Consider the following 16,533-nt stretch of genomic DNA (forward strand, 5'->3'; position numbering starts at 1 on the left):
AGGGAAGGGCTCTTCAGCCGCCTGCACACGTCGCAGATCCCCCCGCTTGACGGGCGCGTTCACGGCCAGGTTGTGAAGATTTGTTCACACCCCTGAAGAAATAGGAACGTCCCGGTAGAAAAGCCGCCGGCCCGTGACGAAACTGCCCCCGCGTCGCCTTTGAATCCTCCACGGCACTTGGACGACCATGGATTCCATGCCGAACCGGGGTGCGGACCGATCTTCCCGACCCCACGGCGGGGCACTCGTCCCATTCATCGAAGATCAGCCCGTGGGGAGAAACATCATGTCGGAACAGCTCACAAAGATCGCTCAAAACGTTCGCAACGCGCTGGGTTGCGCGGCGACTGGTGCCGGTTCGCTGGCTGTCAGCTGCGGCAGCGCCATCCGTCGTCACGCCCTTGGTCTCACCACGCTCGGTGTGCTCACCGCCGGCGGTTACGCCCTCTACACGAATCCCCCGGTGCAGAGCATCGGTCGTGGGGAAGTCGGCATCCGCCTCAATCAGCTCACCGGCGATTCGGTCGAAGTGCACGAAGGCGCCGCGGTCGTCATTCCCCATCTGCACGAGCTGCGTCGCTTCTCGCTGCGTGACCAGGTCTATCGCCCGATCGATGGACTCGAAGCCAACGGGCCGGCGCCTTTCCAGTCGGTGGAGGGGCTTTCGCTGGGCATCGACATTTCGGTGCGCTATGCGCTTGACCCGAAACAGATTGCGGCCGTGGCCCGGAACCTGCCCGAGGACATCAGTGGCGAGATCGTCGAGCCGGTGGTCCAGGGGGTGCTCTACAAGACCCTGTCCCGCTACACGGTACGCGAGATTTTCTCGAGCAAACGCCAGGACATCCAGGAGTCGATCGAACGCGAACTGCAACCCCGCCTGGCGGCCGACGGGATCGTTCTGGAATCGGTGACCCTGGGAAAGGTGGACCTGCCGCGCGACTACCGGGCGGGCATGGAAACCCTGCTCGCCGAAGAAATCGCCAGCGAAAAAATGCGCTACACGCTGGAGCTCAAAGACAAGCAGGTCAAGCAAAGCGAACTGGAAGCCCTGGCCCAGAAGGTGCGCCGGGAAACCGCTGCCGAGGCCGCCGCCCAGGAGCGAATCATCGCCGCCAGGGCGCAGGCCGAAGCGATGAAACACGTCCTGCCCTTCAAGCAGAAAGAGATCGAGCAACGCGGGCTCGAAGCCGAGGCCGAGAAGCTGACCCGCATCAAGCGCGCCGAAGCCAGCGCCCAGGCGCGTCGCATCGAGGCGGCGGGCGAGGCCGATTCACGCCGGAAGCTGGCCGACGCCGAAGCGTATCGGCAGGAGCGCATGGGAAAGGTCGCCAGCGAACAGCTGGCGCGTGACGGCGCGCTGATCGACAAGCATCCGCTGCTGATCCAGAAAACTATGGCCGACAAACTCTCCGACAAGATTTCGGTGATCATCGCGCCACCACCCCGCGACGGCGGCTTTATCGGTGCCGCCCTGCTCGGTAGCGGCCGAGTGACGCCTGCGCCATCAGGACGCTATGGGGCGCCGGACGGTCGCGCAGCGGAGGATAGTTCCGAGGGAGGGCAATGACCATGCTGGCTACCGCACTCACCATCATCGCTATCGTCACCCAGGATCAGGCCGGCCTGCGTGCCGCCCCGAGGGAAAGCGCCGCCCAGCATGCCGTGCTGTGGCAGGGTGACAGCCTGGAAATCCGTGGCGCCAAGGGCGATTACCTGCAGGTCTACGACCATCGCCGGGAACGTGCCGGCTACGTCCGCGCGAGCCAGGTTCGGCCGCAGTCGCTGAAACCGGAAAACGCGCCCGAACTGCTTGCCGTGGTCCGTTTCCTGCGCGATACCCCCGGGGCGGAAGCCCTGGGCATCAGCTATGCCGCCGCCTATCTCAAGACAGCGCCGGCGGCAGCCATCGATGGCGAAGTGTTCGACGCGCTCGGCACCTTCGCCGAACGTCTCGCCCGAAGCGCCAGCTCGCGCCGGGCAAAGAGACCCGACAGCGCCGTTGGCGAACATCTCGAAGTCGCCGCCGCTTACGGCGTGACCATGGTCAGCGTCGAGCGCGACGATCAAGTCCAGCTCTGCTACGACGGCGACGCCTTCCGCCGTGTCCTCGCGCTGCCGGCGAGCGATCTGCAGAAAGCCCTGGCGGCGCTGGCGCTCACTCGTCACGATTGCGTTTCACCGAGGCTGACGCCGGTCGAGCGGTTCGCCCTCGACAACTGGCGGGCCGAAGTACTGGACCGGGTCGAAACGTCCCAGCTCCCGGACGTCCTCAAGAACCGCCTGCACTTGCGCAAGGCCGGGGTGTGGGCAAGTCTCGCCTGGCAACGGGCGAGACGGCTCGAACTCGGCACAGCGGCCGTGGCCGAGGCAGGCAACCGCGCGGTGAACGAACTGGCAGCGATCAACCAACACGAGTTGGCGGAAAGCGATGCCGCGACCTACAGCGACGCCGCGATTCGTGTGGGCGCTTCGCGCTGGGCTACCGAGCCCGGGCTCCCGCTCGACCCGATCAAGGCGTCGGTCGGTCTCGGGATCGTCACCACTCCCGGTGAGCCAGGCGAGACCTGCGTTCATCTGGTCGATGCGCGACACGACGTGAAGAACCCGCTTCTCAAGCGCTGTACCTACGGCATCGTCTGGTCGGCATCGGCCGTCGCCCACCCCGAGGGTGCCGCCCTGACCGTGGCCGTGCAGCCGCTGGACACCTGGCGCGAGATGTGGGTCTTTCGCCAGGAACCGACGGGCTGGATCCTCGATGTCGTACCGCCGGCGACCGATACACCCGAACTTGGCTACGTTGAGTTCGCCGGATGGGTGCCGGGCCGCACGAAGATGCTCGCCGCTCGTGAGGCGAAGGTGGACGGCCGCTACAAGATCAGCTTCGAGTTGCTGAACCTGTCCAGCCTGGAGGTCGAACGCTGGGCCGACAAGCCTTCGTCGCTGTCTGTCTTCTACCGGGGGCAGTCTCCGGCGTGGAAGGCGGGGACAGTGAGCATTCGCTGACGTTTCCTGGAGGCGACTCGCATCGAAGCTGCGGGGAGTCTTCCTCGACATACTCCTCCAGGCGATGGATCGCGAACGAACGGGTCGCGGTCCATCGCCTGCTGCCCGTCGGCAGGCTTGAGTCGTGTTCGTCACGCCAAACGGCGTTCGTTCTGTTGAGGGGCGATGACCCTTCCCTTGCCGGAAGCGGGAGGAGACTCTCCGCTCATCGGCGAAAGGGCGCGGGTTGCGGATAACCTCGGGCCGAAAGGCCCGGGGCGTCTATTCCGGCTGGTCAAGAATCATGGCGCGTTGATACAGATCGACGGTCAAGGCGGCAAGGTGTTCCGGTGTCGCGCGATCGCCCTGGGCTTCGAGGACGGCCTTCAGGATGCCTTCGAGTACGACGGGGTCGAGTGTAGGGGTTTGTAGTCCTTCAGCATCGCCGGGGCTGCCAGAGGCCGTGATGCTGGCCGCGAGGACTTGGGTAGTGGCGCGCCGGCTGCGTCCTGTCGCGAGCCACTCAAGGGTGACGCCCCCAGCGGTGGCAATGGCCAGAGCCTTGTCCAGCGAGGGCATTCGCCCATCGCTGATGTACGCCCGGAGGACGGATTCCGCGAGGCCACATCGCTTGGCAAAAGAGGCTACCGACCCCGGTCTGATGAGCACCTTCAAACGGGCTGCAAGCGCGCCCGATTCGACTGCAGGGATTGACGGTCGGTCGTTGCCCTGTTCAGACGCCGTTCCATCCGGCGGTGGCTCCCCATTGGTCTTGCTCATGTCGCTCCTTTCAAAACCGGCGCTTTTGAGGCCGGGAAGCCAGAGGACCGGGCCGGGTGCAGTCGAGGCGAGGGCCGCCGGTTGTTCGTGTCCTGCATTTCTTTTCACGAATTATGCACTCGCAAGCGCCTTGATCATCGCCGTCCGGGATGATCGGTCAAGGCCGGTGCTGGATTCTCGGCTCTATATTAGCGCTGCGGTGGTATGTGGCAGACGAACGCGATCGCCTGCCTGGAACCCGTTGGCGGACCTTACTGAGTCCCTCCAACCCGCATTCGCTGCAGCGTCAGCAAGAAACTCACGCCATCGTCCACGTTGCGAACGGTGATCGTCCCGCCCATCTTGGCCATGTACGTCTTGGCGACGAAGAGACCCTGGCCGCGGTTACCGTTGGCGCCGGCTTCCGCGTGCTCGGAGACGCCGTACTCGAAGATCTTGTCCAGGAAATCCTCAGCAATCGGCTGGCCGACATTGTGAATGATCACCGTCGCCGTGGTCTCCGTGCTCTCCAGGGTGAGGGTGATCGGCGTGCCAGGCTGACGGTAGCGATCCGCGTTCTTGAGGATGTGCGAGAAGACGTCTTCGAGGGGGAACTCGTCGGCGCGTACCCACACCGGTTGGTACGCAGCGGCGCAACGCACGTCGACAAAACCGGCGTTGTCAGCGACATTTCGCAGAAGCTTGGCAATGTCGATCGCCTGCACCTGCAAGGCCGAGGACTGAAACGCTTCGCTCGGACTGGCGTTGCCGTAGAGCACACGCACCGCCTGCTGCATGCGATTGATGTAGCGGCAGCTGGGGTCGTCGGCGTGGCCATGCAGCACCATGAGCGATTGAAGCGGCGACATGATTTCGTGACCAACGGCGTGCCACATGTCCCGTTCCTGCTCGGCGCGTATCCTTTCTCGCTCGGCGTCTTCCTTCACCCGGCGCAGCAGGTCGTTGAGGCAGTTGGCGAGGATGCCCAGCTCGTCGCTGCCGCGGAGATCCGCCAGATCGAAGCGCTGGAGGCCGCCGATGGCCTTCACGCTCCTGGAGAGTTCGCTGGAACGTCGAGTGAGACGGGATATGCGCCGGACGACGCCGGTCTCGATAACCAGCCACGCCAGCGCGATGGCCAGCAGCATGGCACCGACAAACCAGGAAACGCGCGAGGCGACGGCGCTCAGGATCTTGTTCACACTGCGGGCATCCCCGTGGAACAGAATTTGATAGCTGCCCATGGGCGTCACCACCTCGTCGGTGAGTTCGACCGGGGCGTCGTAACGTTCCACCGGCAATTTGCGAATCAGGCGGGTGAGTAGTGGCGAAGGCTCCTCCAGGACTTCGTCCTTGCCATGCAGTTGGACCAGATTGGTAGGCTCACCGCGGTCGGCCTTCTGAATCGTCAGGGTTTCGCCGGGCAGAAGAAGGCCTGTCAGGTCGTTGAGGGAAAAGGGCGGGATGGCACCATCCTCGTTGCTGTCGAAAACGGCCGGGCCGTCGCCGGGGGGGAGCACTTCGACTTGAACCTCGAACTGGTCGAGGTCCGGCGGCGGCCACTGGGGCTTTTCCGGCTGGAAGAGCGCGTCGCGCAGCGCCTCGATCGGCAAGCGTAGCGAGAAGAACGATTTCTTCTCGCAGTCCTCGTCGCTCTCCTTGGTGGCGTCGAGGCACCGGCCGCTCTGCCATACCCAGCCGCGAAATTCCTTCACCGGCATCTCGCCGGTGTAGTCTGGGTCGTCCAGTTCCACGTAGCCCGTGAAACGCCCCCGCATCCCCGACGATCGCCGACGCTCGTGGCTCGGGACTTCGAAGGGCGCGATCCAGCGGTACGTGTCTCCGCGCAGGCTGACCACCACTCGCAGGCGGTGAGCGCCATCCAGGAACTCGTTGCCGATGCGGTGAGGCACCAGCTTGCTGCTGACGAAAGTGCCTGCCGCATAGATGAAGCCGCCGGCCCAGGGGTTGTTGGCAATCGCCACGCACAGGCTGCCGTAGTTCTTGTACTGGACCAGGCAACCGGCCATTTCTACAGCATGGCGGACCTTGCCCTGATCGTCGAAGTCGATGGCCGAGAAGGGCAGCATCACCGGGCGTAGCGGTGTCACGGGACCGTCGCCGCGCGGCGGGTTGAGCAGTGCCAACTGCCCAGCTGGGTGGCGCAGGCGGGCGACGATCTGTTCCTTGGTCTTGGCGAAGCTCGTTTGATAGTTGTCGTAACTGCGCTGCTTTTCCTCCTGCAAGACCGCAACCGCCATGGCCACTACGGCCAGCGCAAGCAGCAGGAAGGAAGTCCGAAAGAGGATGCGCAGCCGGAACGACGCCAGCCAGGCCAGCGGTTTCATTCCGGCGACCTCACCGAAGAGGCGTAGCGATGCGCCAGGTTGCTGCCGAAGAATATCCTGCTGTCCATCGCCCGCTTACCGGTCGCTTGCGCCGGTGGAGATCGGGTCGGACCATCGGAAGCCGCGCATGGGGATGTTCTCGATACGGTCGAACGCCTCGTCCAGTTCGCGGAAAGCCTCGCGGATGCTGCTGATGTGTTTACGGATGTTGTCCCGACTTCGGCCGCTCTTGACCACCTGAGACAGTTCTTCGTAAGAGACCACTTCGCCCCGTTTCTCGTAGAGCGCAGCGAGGATGCGCTGGGCGGTCAGTGGCAGGTTGATTCGTTGTCCCCGCCACAGGGGCGTGCTTTGCCGCAGGGGATCCATAGAGAGTTCGTCGCTGGCAGCCAAGGGCGGCTTGACGCTTTCACGCTGTCGGACCGCGCGCAGGATTTCCAGGAAGGTATCGATGAACTCGGCTTCCTCGAAGGTGGCCTTCTGCAAATAATCCCAGGCATCCAGTGCCTTCATGATGCCGCGGTAAATGGTGGCGGGCATCGCCGATACCACCAGCACTGGTGTACCGCTGGCGCGCTTGTTGATGGCGTTGATGATCGCAACACCCGCGTGACGATCCCGCCCCAGTTCGATATCCAGCACCACCAAGCCGTATAGCTCGCGGGCCAGGGCCGCTTCCGCATCGTCGCGGGTTAACCACTGCTCCACGGTGATGTCCGCGTGCGCGGAGAGAATCCATTCCCTGAGTTTATTACTGGTGGGAATGTCGTCTTCGATGACGGCCACTTTGAACATGGGGCGCTCCGATCCTGTTTTCCAGAAGTATCGCTATTTTTGATGGAGAAAGCACCGCCGTCGTGTGAAGGTTTCTTCACACGTGTGACGGTTTGTTCACGCGTCGGAAGAAACGCGAATGTTGCGGAAGAAACGGGTTGGGCTGACGACCGAAGTCGCCCGGTGGCGGCATGGAATCCTCCATCGCATGTCCGGCACCATGGGGGCCATGAGCAAACGGCGGGCAGCTGGATCATGGCGCCGCAAGAGGGTCAAGAACCCACGCCACGGAAACGCATGACAGGGAAGGGAGCCACCATGTCGGATCGTCTGAGGAATCTCGTCTTCATCCCGCTTTACATCCCGGCAACGCCGGCCGTTACCGAGTCTCTGACCGGCAGAGGGCCCCTATCGTTGATCAGCGCGTTCGGGATGGGGCAGGAAAACTTGGCAGTGGTACCGCAGGAACCCTGCAGCGATACGTCGGGGGTTTTGAGCATTTTTTACCACGATCTGTGCACCGCCAGAGCACCTGGCCGCATGCGAAGCGAGCGTGTTTACTGTCAGGTTCGAAATGCGACCGGGAAGGACGCATCTCGGCCGCAAGGGGAGGCGGCTGGTGCCTACGATTGCACCCACCATGCCCTATTACATAAGGATTGGTTGGGCTGCAGCCTTATGGAAGAAAAAGCCTGCTCACTGGCCTGGAATTATCCCTCGGGGGACGTCCTGAGAGGCCTGGAAGCCGGCCAAATAGGCGAAATGGCCGTCCTTGGTGACCGGGAAGGGCGCTTGGCTTCGGTCACAACGAGGATTTTGCGCTATCCGGGTGTCGGCGTTTTGGCCGATTTCTCATAAGGATTGGTGGGGTGACGAATCCTTATCTTTAAGAGGGGGCACGGACTACCGATGGAAGACCGGATCAGGGACGTACGAGCACTGCTGCAAGCTCAGCTGAAGGACGTGTTCGAGCAGGCCAGAGACCTGGGTAATCGCTACCTGCAGGAAGTCATGGAGGCGAACACCGGCAAGGACTGGAGTCAGAAGAACACGTTGCAGTTCCGGGTTCGGCAGCGGGGCAATGCGCTCTCCATCGAGTGGTACCTGGTCAATTGGTACGGCAGGAAGGCGCAAGGTCGCGAGGCACGCCGAACGTACATTCCGAAGCGCAACAGCAGTCGGCGTCGGGATGCACAAGTATTCGGCTACCGCCTGGAGGACCTGCTTCGACACACCTCGGGGTGGGACGATGACCTGGTCACTGCCGTAGAGAGCGAGGCCAGCGAGTATCGTCGTCAAGCGCATTACCTTGCCGACCTGCTCGTGACGCTGGGGCGCCTGGAGCGGTTTGCGAAGGTGCCGACGCAGTCGCAGGACGAGCGGAAGGAGTACGCGTCATGAACAAGCCCCCTCGCTATCTGGTGACCGACCAGTTCGATCTCGAGATGCTGGCCTCGCTGCCCGCGGACATCACGCTAACGGAGATTTCCCTCGCCGACGTTTGCCAACGCATCGAGGATGCCGAGCGCGAGCAAGGGCAGGGGCTTCATGGCGGATGGGCCGCTGCCGTGAAAAACAAGGAGGCGGTCACGCTGGTGCCCAACGGGCCGATCTTGCTGGTCGCCCGGTGCGTGGAAAGCGACCAGGGGCTGATCTTCAAATGGGTGCAGGTCGAAGTTGTCAACTGACTTTCTTGCGGTGCGGACGGCGATAGTGAGCGACCGGTTTGTGGTCCAGTGGCGCAATCAGCGCGAGGTGGGAGCGGCGAAGCCGGGCCAAGGTCGTCAATGCAATATCCTTGGGGGTGTGATCCATCGAATTTCGTCCGGGTCAATTCATTGAACTGACCTGGGCTATTTGGTTCAGATAGGTGTCTATCGTATCGAATCAGCCCGCACTCGATTAAAATCCTATAAGTGGCGCCTTCTCGGCGTTTTACTTCAACCAGCAAAACCTCTCAGGAGATTCCATGCCGAACTACCAGGAACTGATTGCCCAACGCGACGAACTTAATCAACGGATCGACGAAGCCCGTAGAACTGAAGTGGCAGAAGCGATTCATCGGGTGAAGGGCATTATCCAGGATTATGACTTGACTGCGGCCCAGTGTGGTTTTGGTGCAGGCGCTGCAGGGACCAAGAAAACTCGCACCCCCGTCAAAGCCAAATACATCACGCCCGACAGAACAGTGACCTGGAGCGGTCGCGGGAAGCTTCCGAATGTGTTCAAGGCGCTGGTTGAAGCAGGTCACCGGATGGAGCACTTTTTGCTGAATAAGTAGTTCAATGGATTCGTGTGATCGCTTCGTGGATAGCGTTTCGTCGTTTGCTGCGCAGAAGCCTCCATGGTGAGAATCCTCACTTTCGCGCAGCAGCCACGAACGGCTCGGTAGAACGTCGATCGTATTGCGTGGCATGGGGGGCAGCATTTCAACCGAACTGCCGGCGGTCGTCAATAAGTACAAAACCAAATCTCGACTTCTCAAGCGAACCAGGATCATCTGAGTAAGGCTCGGGGAGCATTTCTGACAGCACAGTAGCGAGACGCACTCGGCGAGAACGCTGACGATTTCGAAGACGTCATGGCACGGAAACGGACGAAGAACACCTCGCCGGAACGTAGGAAGCGTCCCGCTTGCCACCAAAGGCTCGCAATGCATCATCCTACTCGCTGGGAAGCCGAACGGCGGAGAGCCTTCGCTACCGGTGCTGTATCAGCATCGCATACCGGGCCCCCCGAGAATGCCGTGCTGAAGCGCGCCGGACTTGTCGTCGTGGCCCTGTTGGCGGCCTGAGCTTGTTCCCACTTGTCGCCGTTGCGCCCTCCCAAGCTGCCTGAACGACGGCTACGCAGCAGTTCCGGCAGTTGGCGGCGCAGGCTTTGTGCGAGGATACTGAATGGAACGAAGCTTCGATCTCATTGTTTTCGGCGCCACCGGCTTCACTGGGCACCTAGTGGCCGAGTATCTGCAAGCGACCTACGGTGCTGCAGGTGAGCTGCGTTGGGCCCTCGCCGGGCGAGATGCCGCCAAGCTCGCGAGGGTGCGCGATGCCATCGGGGCGCGCGCCACTCTGCCTCTGCTCACCGCGGATGCTTCGGATGTCGACGCGCTGGCCGCCCTGGCGGCGCGCACCCGTGTGATCCTGACCACCGTCGGCCCGTACCAACTCCATGGCGAAACGCTGGTGCTCGCTTGCGCGCGGGCTGGCACTGACTATGTCGACCTGTGTGGCGAGCCGGCCTGGATGGCGAAGATGATCCCCCGTCTGCAGCCGATGGCCGCTCAGAGCGGCGCCCGTATCGTCTTCTCCTGCGGCTTCGATTCGATCCCCTTCGATCTCGGTGTGCTGTTCCTGCAAGACGAGGCACTGCGCCGCTTCGGCCGTCCCCTGTCGCGCGTGCGAGGACGCGTGCGGGTGCTCAAGGGTGGGCCGTCAGGTGGCACCATCGCTAGCCTGCTTGCCACCATCGAGCAGATGCGACGTGACCCTTCTGTGGCGCGCACGATGGCCGACCCCTTTGCGCTGACGCCCGGGTTCAGCGGCCCGGCGCAGCCGGAAGGCGAATCGGCGAGCTACGACGAGCGCGCGCAATCCTGGACCGGACCCTTCGTGATGGCGCCGATCAACACCAAGAACGTGCACCGCACGAACGCATTGCTCGGCCATCCCTGGGGGCGCGACTTCGTGTACGACGAACGCATGCTGACCGGCGATGGCGCCAAGGGCGATGCGCGCGCCCGCCGCCTGGTGCGCCTGTCGCGGGTGCAGAACCTGCTGCTCGCGATGGCGCCGACCCGCGCCCTGCTGCGCCGCTTTGCGCTGCCCAAGCCTGGCGAAGGCCCAGATGCGCAGGCACGCGAGAACGGCCGCTACGAGATCCTCTTCATCGGCGAGACGACGGAAGGCGCCCTGTTGCGCGCCCACGTAATCGGCGACCGCGACCCCGGCTATGGTTCGACCTCGAAGATGATCAGCGAGAGTGCACTCTGCCTCGTGCAGGATGTCGACGGGGCGATGACGGGCGGTGGCGTCTGGACGTCCGGTGCGGCAATGGGCATGGCCCTCGTACGCCGCCTGCAGGCGAGCGCCGGGCTCCAGTTTACGATTGAGGACTGAGGGCGCATTGCGCGCGATGGTTGCACTGGTCGAGCTTCAGCATGTGCATGCCGTGCCGGGCAGCCGAGGCTGCCGGGTAACATGAACGCAATGCAGAAATCCCCACGCAATGCGCGATGGCATCGCAGCCTGATCAGCGATCGAGCCAGGTCGCCCGAGACCGCAACGAGCCCTAAACCCGCATCGCTTCCGTGAATAGGACGTGCAAGACGCCGAGACGATGGCTAGGTGGGGGCAGGGTGGTTGCTTCGGGCTTGAAGCCAGCTTGTGCGTCGAAGAGGCCGACCGCCAGAGCCTGGCACGGCTGCGATGGTCGTGTGCTCGCGCCGCCCTTGCCCTGCTGTGTTGGCGTGAAATCGATGCCGAACATCGGGTCGATAAGAGCGTCAAGCCGGGTCTGGACGGCAACGTCAGTTTGATGGTCACGGCTCTCGAACGGATTGCGCGTTTGAGCGGCGCGGATTCCGCCGCCGCGCTCCTGGCGCAGGTCGGCTTACCTGGGGTAAGTCGCCGAATGTGATCGGCAACCGTCTCCCGTGGCCGACAAGCGGACGATCAGGGCAAGGTGGTGAGTTGCCACCTGACCTCGAAATGCCGACCTTCACGACGCCGAGGACCGATCGAGTCGTGCGGTCGGTGCCGGAAGCGCTCGTCTCTCTGAACTCCCTCCGGCAATGGCAGCCAACGCAAGTCCAGACGGTAGAATGCCGACTATGACTCGCGCTGATCTGATCGCCGCCATCGCCTCCCGTTTTCCGACGCTGACGGTGAAGGATACCGACATCGCCGTAAAGGAAATCCTCGACGCCATCGGGCGCGCCCTCGCGCAAGGCGATCGTGTCGAAATCCGTGGTTTCGGAAGTTTTCGGCTGAACTACCATCCAGCGAGGGCGGGGCGCAATCCACGAACCGGAGTCGCGGTTCCGGTCCACGAAAAGTACGTGCCCCATTTTACTGCTGGCAAGGAACTGCGGGAGTGTGTCGAGGCGTCAGTCAAGGACGCACCGCTTCAGCAGGCCGCCTGATGCACGCCCTTGGCAGACTCGACGCAGCCGGCGCCAAGCCCGTTGGCAGTCGATTCGCGCGCCGCCTTGGGTAGCCTCACCGCACCCCACCATGCCTGACGCCGCCGGACTCGACCGCCTCGCCGGCCTCGTTGAACGCGTGACCTTCCACAACGAGCAGAACGGTTTCTGTGTTCTGCGCCTCAAGGTGAAGGGCGAGCGAGAACTGATCACCCTGATCGGCCACGCCCCCGTCGTCTCGCCCGGCGAATACGCCTCCGCTTCCGGCAACTGGGTGACCGATCGCGAGCACGGCCGGCAGTTTCGCGCCGTCTTCGTCAAAATCTACCCGCCGACCACCTTGACCGGCATCGAGCGCTACCTCGGTTCAGGCATGGTCAAGGGCATCGGCCCCGTCTATGCCGGCAAGCTGGTGAAGGCCTTCGGTGCGGCGGTGTTTGACGTCATCGAGCAGTCCCCGGAACGTCTTCGTGAAATTCCCGGCATCGGTGAAGTCCGCGCCAGAAAGATCACCTCCGGCTGGGCCGACCAGAAGGTGATTCGCAGCATCATGGTCTTCCTGCACGCGCATGGCGTCTCCACCTCCCGAGCCGTGCGCATCTTCAAGACCTACGGCCAGGGGGCCATCGAGATCGTTCAGGAAAACCCCTACCGACTCGCCCAGGATATTCGCGGCATCGGCTTTCTCTCGGCCGACACGATTGCCCAGAAGATCGGCATCGCCAAGGATTCTCCCCTGCGAGCCCAGGCCGGTATTTCCTACGCACTGACCGAGGCCTCGGGCCAGGGCCACTGCGGCTTGCCCTACGCCGAACTGGTGCCCTTGGCGGTGAAGCTGCTCGACATCGCGGAATCCATCATCGAAACAGCAATCGCTCAGGAAGTCGCCGACGAGGTGCTGCTGCCTGACAGCGTCGGAGGCCAAGCCTGCGTTTTCCTGGCGCCCCTGTACTACGCCGAGCAATCGATCGCCGCCCAGATCCAGCGCCTTGACGCGGGCGGGACGACCCTGCCTGCCTTCGAGGCCGACAAAGCGATTCCCTGGGTCGAGCAGAAACTCTCTATCCAGTTGGCCGACAGCCAAAAAGAGGCCATCCGCCTCGCACTGTCTTCCAAGCTGCTGGTGATCACCGGCGGACCCGGCGTCGGCAAGACCACCCTGGTGAATTCGATTCTGACCATCATGACCGTCAAGGGCGTCAAACCCCTCCTGTGTGCGCCGACGGGAAGGGCGGCCAAGCGTCTGTCCGAATCGACCGGTCTGGAAGCCAAGACGATCCATCGCTTGCTGGAGATCAATCCGATCAATGGCCAGTTCAAGCGCAACGCGGACAATCCTCTCGAATGCGATCTCCTGGTGGCCGACGAATGCTCGATGATCGACGTGCCGTTGGCAAACCAGTTGCTCAAGGCCGTGGCCACCCGCACGGCGGTGATTCTTGTCGGTGACGTGGATCAACTGCCCTCGGTGGGCCCCGGTCAGTTCCTCACCGATCTCATTGACTCGGGTGTCGTCCCCGTTATCCGGCTGACCGAAGTGTTTCGTCAGGCGGCCACCTCACGAATCGTGCGCAGTGCCCACCAGATCAACCGAGGCGTCTTTCCCAGCCTGCCCGAGAAAGGAGACGCATCGGACTTCTACCTCGTTGCAGCCGAGGAGCCGGAAGTCATTGCGCAAACCGTGGTGGACTTGGTGCAGACCCGCCTACCGAGAAAGTTCGAAGTCGATCCGATCCGCGACATTCAGGTGCTCTGCCCGATGAATCGGGGGATCACCGGCGCCCGCGGGATCAACCAGGCTTTGCAGGCGGTGCTCAATCCGCCTGGCGAGCACAGCGTCGACAAGTTCGGCAACCGCTTTAGCGTCGGCGACAAGGTGATGCAGATCGAGAACAACTACGACCGGGATGTGTTCAACGGCGACATCGGCTTCGTGACCGGCGTCGACCAGGACGAAGAGGAGCTCGCCGTGGCCTTCGATGGCCGGGTGGTCAGTTATCCGTTTGGCGAACTCGATGAGCTGGTGCTCTGTTACGCGACGACGATCCACAAGTCTCAGGGTTCCGAGTACCCGGTGGTGGTCATTCCGATCTCGACCCAGCACTACATGATGCTCAAGCGCAATCTGATCTACACGGGCATTACACGTGGCAAGAGGCTGGTGGTGCTGGTCGGGCAGAAGAGGGCACTGGCCATGGCGGTCAAGGGTAAGCAGGTGGAGCGGCGCTGGTCGAAACTGAAAGAACGGCTGGTGGCGACGAAACGGTAGTGGCTTGGTCACTTCTCGTCCGGGCGCAACAGATGCAGGGCCATCGCTACTGTGGGCTATGTCGCCTGCCGATCCTGAGCGGTCTGATGCGCATAGCTTTCCAAGTGGCCGGTCCACGCGATTAAGCTGCCGTCCTGTTAATCCGTAGGTCCCTGGTTCGAGCCCAGGTCGGGGAGCCAGAAAATTCAAGCACTTAGCCAATCCTTCGGGGTTGGCTTTTTGCTTTCTGGCCTTCTGGTAAGCGTGTGGTAAGCAGATTCGAGCAATCCGAATCAGTCCCGCACGAGAAGCCAGTGCGTGCGCTACTCGCTCGGCTTCTTGCCTGTCGGTATCGGAGAGGGTTTGCTGTTCGGGGCTGAATTCTTCGCCTGATGGCGCCGTATCGCTTTCGCCAGCATCGTTTCTGCTACCAGTTGGCGAATCTCCTCGTCCGTCGCCGACTTCTTCGAGCCAGTCTGGTTCTTTGCTTGCGGCTTCTCCATACAGTTCCTGCTGCTCCTTGTCGTGTCCTGCTCGTAGGTTGTCGAGTAGCGCGAGACTTTGCGCTTCGCAAGGGCCGTATCTTCGGATTTGCGAAGATAAGAGGGTCATCTCATCCTGTGGCAACGATATGCCCGCGACGGAGACAAACTCCCAAGACGCGCTACACGCTTCGGCCGCTGCCTATCCCGTTGCCCGCTCAGCGATCTGTGCAGCGTTGGCACTGACCAGAGACACAACCACGGACGGTTCTTGCACGGCCTTGCCTGCAATGCGCTGTCGGATGGCGTCGGCGATGCTGACTTCGCCCGTGCCGGCCGGCCGATCCTTCCACATCCCAAGATGCCGCCTTGCAGTTCCAGAGCCCGCAGCGCCGCCGCATGACTGGCCATCAAGACATTGCCGTGCTTGCCAATCGTCTTGCTCATGGCGCTCTGCTTGACCGCTTCAAGATCAAACAGCACCTTGTCCTGCGTGATCCCGGTACGTGGCGCCCTGGCGTTCATGCGCTTGCAGATTGCTTCCTGAACTGTAGTTTTCTGCAGCAGCTGATAGCCGATCTCTGACGCTCGCCGGGGACTGTCACCGCGCGAATTGCTGCTTTGGTCGCGACCAAGTCACAGAGATACTCGTCAACGAAACGACTTTGCCTTGGCGTCATTGCATCTCCCTTCTCACGGTCGCAACACTACCGCCGCTCGCTCGGTCTTGCGCCACCAGCCAGTCACGGTAGGCCCGCAAACTACCGAACTCGGTCATCACCGCCGCACGAGTCGTTCCTGCCCTTTCAAACGCCCGGTCGAGTTCCCAGCCAACGTCATTGCTTTGCCGGTATTGCTCCAGCTTCGTCACGCGACGTTTTAACGGGCTCACAAGTCAGCATCCTGTTCGGACAGCAGAACCACTCGGCTTGGTCGTCGGTGAGTGCCGGCCAAGGCTTCGACTTTTGACCGTGCGATGAAATCGTCTTCGGATTCGTCTGGTTGGCGGTCCACAACCTTGTCGCCGATGATCGCTCGGACAACCTCGCCCGAGTCTGCCCGGATAATTCGCCGCAAGATGACTGCGACGCCGTTTGCCTCGGGGTTTGCCGCTGCTTCCAGCTTGGTCATGCGACGTTTCAGGGTGGCGCTCATTCCGCCGCTTCACGTTCAGCGATACGCGCTTCCACCGCCTTGCCGTCCTCGTCTATTCTCACAACGCCACCGCCAGAAATCAGCCGAACGCGAGACGCTACCCGCATTGTGCCCGGCTCTATCATGTGAATGACGAAGTCGAGATCTTCGTAAGCGCAAATCGAACGTTCCAGCTTTCTGACCCGTTTCTGCAATGCGTTCATTTGGCTGTTTCAAGTGCGGCGATACGTGCTTCAAACTCTTGAGTCTCAAGCGCCTTGCGGCGCGCCTCTACGATACCGGCCAAGGTCGCGGCCTCTCCCGGCAGAATGTCGCCGGCCGCTACGGCTTGTAGGATGGCGGCCTGAGCCTGAGCGACACCGTCAGCAGAGCACGTATCCGGTAGGCTCAGGAAGATCGGGCGCTCCTTTGCCGGTGGCACCAGCCGTTCGAGTACCAGTCTGGCGGCACTCATGTCGCCCTGTTTGGCCATTTCGACAATCTTCTTTGCGATGGCGTCGGCGCCTTCTTCCATGGCGGCCAATGCCACGAGGGTTACGCGGTTCCGGCTTCCTGGTGGTCTGCCTTTGGGGTTGCCGGATTGACCGGGTTTCCAGCCAGGGCGCAGGTTTTCGGTTTTCGTCTTGTCGCTCATTCGTT

Annotated in this window: 15 protein-coding genes and 1 pseudogene; 8 read left to right on the forward strand and 8 right to left on the reverse strand. The window is 62.4% G+C overall.

Annotated elements, in window-relative coordinates; genetic code table 11:
- Positions 1-286: 286 nt before the first annotated feature.
- Together QZ613_RS11435 and QZ613_RS11440 are read left to right on the forward strand one after the other, a co-directional pair.
- The gene (locus QZ613_RS11435; protein WP_291982508.1) at positions 287-1,570 is read left to right on the forward strand and encodes an SPFH domain-containing protein; all 1,284 of its coding nucleotides are present in this window, start codon (positions 287-289) and stop codon (positions 1,568-1,570) included.
- Entirely contained in the window at positions 1,567-3,006 is a 1,440-nt protein-coding gene (locus QZ613_RS11440; RefSeq protein WP_291982510.1) for a hypothetical protein, read from the forward strand. The genes QZ613_RS11435 and QZ613_RS11440 overlap by 4 nt, the downstream gene beginning before the upstream one ends.
- A gap of 261 nt (positions 3,007-3,267) precedes the next feature.
- Here QZ613_RS11440 and QZ613_RS11445 read toward each other — a convergent pair whose 3' ends face one another.
- From QZ613_RS11445 to QZ613_RS11455, 3 genes are all read right to left on the reverse strand, one after another.
- The gene (locus QZ613_RS11445; protein ID WP_291982512.1) at positions 3,268-3,765 is read right to left on the reverse strand and encodes a helix-turn-helix domain-containing protein; all 498 of its coding nucleotides are present in this window, start codon (positions 3,763-3,765) and stop codon (positions 3,268-3,270) included.
- Between the two features lie 251 nt (positions 3,766-4,016).
- Positions 4,017-6,092, reverse strand: coding sequence for a HAMP domain-containing sensor histidine kinase (locus QZ613_RS11450; protein WP_291982514.1), 2,076 nt, complete (start codon positions 6,090-6,092; stop codon positions 4,017-4,019).
- Positions 6,093-6,167: 75 nt separating this feature from the next.
- Positions 6,168-6,887 (reverse strand): response regulator, encoded by a 720-nt coding sequence (locus tag QZ613_RS11455; RefSeq protein WP_291982516.1) that lies wholly within the window; start codon positions 6,885-6,887, stop codon positions 6,168-6,170.
- A gap of 888 nt (positions 6,888-7,775) precedes the next feature.
- On the opposite strand from QZ613_RS11455, the gene mobI reads away from it, so the two are divergent.
- From mobI to QZ613_RS11485, 6 genes are all read left to right on the forward strand, one after another.
- Positions 7,776-8,267 (forward strand): conjugative transfer protein MobI(A/C), encoded by a 492-nt coding sequence (mobI, locus tag QZ613_RS11460; protein ID WP_291982518.1) that lies wholly within the window; start codon positions 7,776-7,778, stop codon positions 8,265-8,267.
- Complete coding sequence (locus QZ613_RS11465) at positions 8,264-8,554, forward strand: hypothetical protein (RefSeq protein WP_291982520.1); 291 nt, start codon at positions 8,264-8,266, stop codon at positions 8,552-8,554. The genes mobI and QZ613_RS11465 overlap by 4 nt, the downstream gene beginning before the upstream one ends.
- Positions 8,555-8,835: 281 nt before the next feature.
- The gene (locus tag QZ613_RS11470; RefSeq protein WP_291982523.1) at positions 8,836-9,147 is read left to right on the forward strand and encodes an H-NS histone family protein; all 312 of its coding nucleotides are present in this window, start codon (positions 8,836-8,838) and stop codon (positions 9,145-9,147) included.
- Positions 9,148-9,763: 616 nt separating this feature from the next.
- On the forward strand, positions 9,764-10,984 hold the full coding sequence (locus tag QZ613_RS11475) for a saccharopine dehydrogenase NADP-binding domain-containing protein (protein WP_291982525.1): 1,221 nt from the start codon (positions 9,764-9,766) through the stop codon (positions 10,982-10,984).
- Between the two features lie 713 nt (positions 10,985-11,697).
- A complete protein-coding gene (locus tag QZ613_RS11480; RefSeq protein WP_291982526.1) occupies positions 11,698-12,009 on the forward strand; it encodes an integration host factor subunit beta in 312 nt (103 codons plus the stop codon).
- Positions 12,010-12,100: 91 nt separating this feature from the next.
- Entirely contained in the window at positions 12,101-14,278 is a 2,178-nt protein-coding gene (locus QZ613_RS11485) for an ATP-dependent RecD-like DNA helicase (RefSeq protein ID WP_291982528.1), read from the forward strand.
- 302 nt (positions 14,279-14,580) lie between these two features.
- Here the strand turns inward: QZ613_RS11485 and QZ613_RS11490 are convergent, their stop codons facing one another.
- From QZ613_RS11490 to QZ613_RS11515, 5 genes and pseudogenes are all read right to left on the reverse strand, one after another.
- Positions 14,581-14,760 carry a hypothetical protein gene (locus QZ613_RS11490; protein ID WP_291982530.1) on the reverse strand — a complete coding sequence of 60 codons (180 nt, stop codon included), beginning with the start codon at positions 14,758-14,760 and terminating at the stop codon, positions 14,581-14,583.
- A gap of 105 nt (positions 14,761-14,865) precedes the next feature.
- Positions 14,866-15,419: pseudogene (locus QZ613_RS11495) on the reverse strand (terminase small subunit).
- A 208-nt stretch (positions 15,420-15,627) separates the two neighbouring features.
- On the reverse strand, positions 15,628-15,894 hold the full coding sequence (locus QZ613_RS11505; protein WP_291982534.1) for a hypothetical protein: 267 nt from the start codon (positions 15,892-15,894) through the stop codon (positions 15,628-15,630).
- Positions 15,891-16,097 carry a hypothetical protein gene (locus QZ613_RS11510; protein WP_291982536.1) on the reverse strand — a complete coding sequence of 69 codons (207 nt, stop codon included), beginning with the start codon at positions 16,095-16,097 and terminating at the stop codon, positions 15,891-15,893. Before QZ613_RS11510 ends, QZ613_RS11505 begins: the two co-directional genes overlap by 4 nt.
- Positions 16,094-16,528, reverse strand: coding sequence for a DUF5681 domain-containing protein (locus QZ613_RS11515; protein WP_291982537.1), 435 nt, complete (start codon positions 16,526-16,528; stop codon positions 16,094-16,096). The genes QZ613_RS11510 and QZ613_RS11515 overlap by 4 nt, the downstream gene beginning before the upstream one ends.
- Between the last annotated feature and the right edge of the window lie 5 nt (positions 16,529-16,533).

The organism is Candidatus Accumulibacter sp. ACC005 (assembly GCF_907163215.1).
GTDB lineage: Bacteria > Pseudomonadota > Gammaproteobacteria > Burkholderiales > Rhodocyclaceae > Accumulibacter > Accumulibacter regalis.

Excerpts from the sequence above, each read along its gene's own strand:
- QZ613_RS11435 (WP_291982508.1), top strand. The coding sequence starts at position 287 with ATGTCGGAACAGCTCACAAAGATCGCTCAAAACGTTCGCAACGCGCTG.
- QZ613_RS11440 (WP_291982510.1), top strand. The coding sequence starts at position 1,567 with ATGACCATGCTGGCTACCGCACTCACCATCATCGCTATCGTCACCCAG.
- QZ613_RS11445 (WP_291982512.1), bottom strand. The coding sequence starts at position 3,765 with ATGAGCAAGACCAATGGGGAGCCACCGCCGGATGGAACGGCGTCTGAA.
- QZ613_RS11450 (WP_291982514.1), bottom strand. The coding sequence starts at position 6,092 with ATGAAACCGCTGGCCTGGCTGGCGTCGTTCCGGCTGCGCATCCTCTTT.
- QZ613_RS11455 (WP_291982516.1), bottom strand. The coding sequence starts at position 6,887 with ATGTTCAAAGTGGCCGTCATCGAAGACGACATTCCCACCAGTAATAAA.
- mobI (WP_291982518.1), top strand. The coding sequence starts at position 7,776 with ATGGAAGACCGGATCAGGGACGTACGAGCACTGCTGCAAGCTCAGCTG.
- QZ613_RS11465 (WP_291982520.1), top strand. The coding sequence starts at position 8,264 with ATGAACAAGCCCCCTCGCTATCTGGTGACCGACCAGTTCGATCTCGAG.
- QZ613_RS11470 (WP_291982523.1), top strand. The coding sequence starts at position 8,836 with ATGCCGAACTACCAGGAACTGATTGCCCAACGCGACGAACTTAATCAA.
- QZ613_RS11475 (WP_291982525.1), top strand. The coding sequence starts at position 9,764 with ATGGAACGAAGCTTCGATCTCATTGTTTTCGGCGCCACCGGCTTCACT.
- QZ613_RS11480 (WP_291982526.1), top strand. The coding sequence starts at position 11,698 with ATGACTCGCGCTGATCTGATCGCCGCCATCGCCTCCCGTTTTCCGACG.
- QZ613_RS11485 (WP_291982528.1), top strand. The coding sequence starts at position 12,101 with ATGCCTGACGCCGCCGGACTCGACCGCCTCGCCGGCCTCGTTGAACGC.
- QZ613_RS11490 (WP_291982530.1), bottom strand. The coding sequence starts at position 14,760 with ATGGAGAAGCCGCAAGCAAAGAACCAGACTGGCTCGAAGAAGTCGGCG.
- QZ613_RS11505 (WP_291982534.1), bottom strand. The coding sequence starts at position 15,894 with ATGAGCGCCACCCTGAAACGTCGCATGACCAAGCTGGAAGCAGCGGCA.
- QZ613_RS11510 (WP_291982536.1), bottom strand. The coding sequence starts at position 16,097 with ATGAACGCATTGCAGAAACGGGTCAGAAAGCTGGAACGTTCGATTTGC.
- QZ613_RS11515 (WP_291982537.1), bottom strand. The coding sequence starts at position 16,528 with ATGAGCGACAAGACGAAAACCGAAAACCTGCGCCCTGGCTGGAAACCC.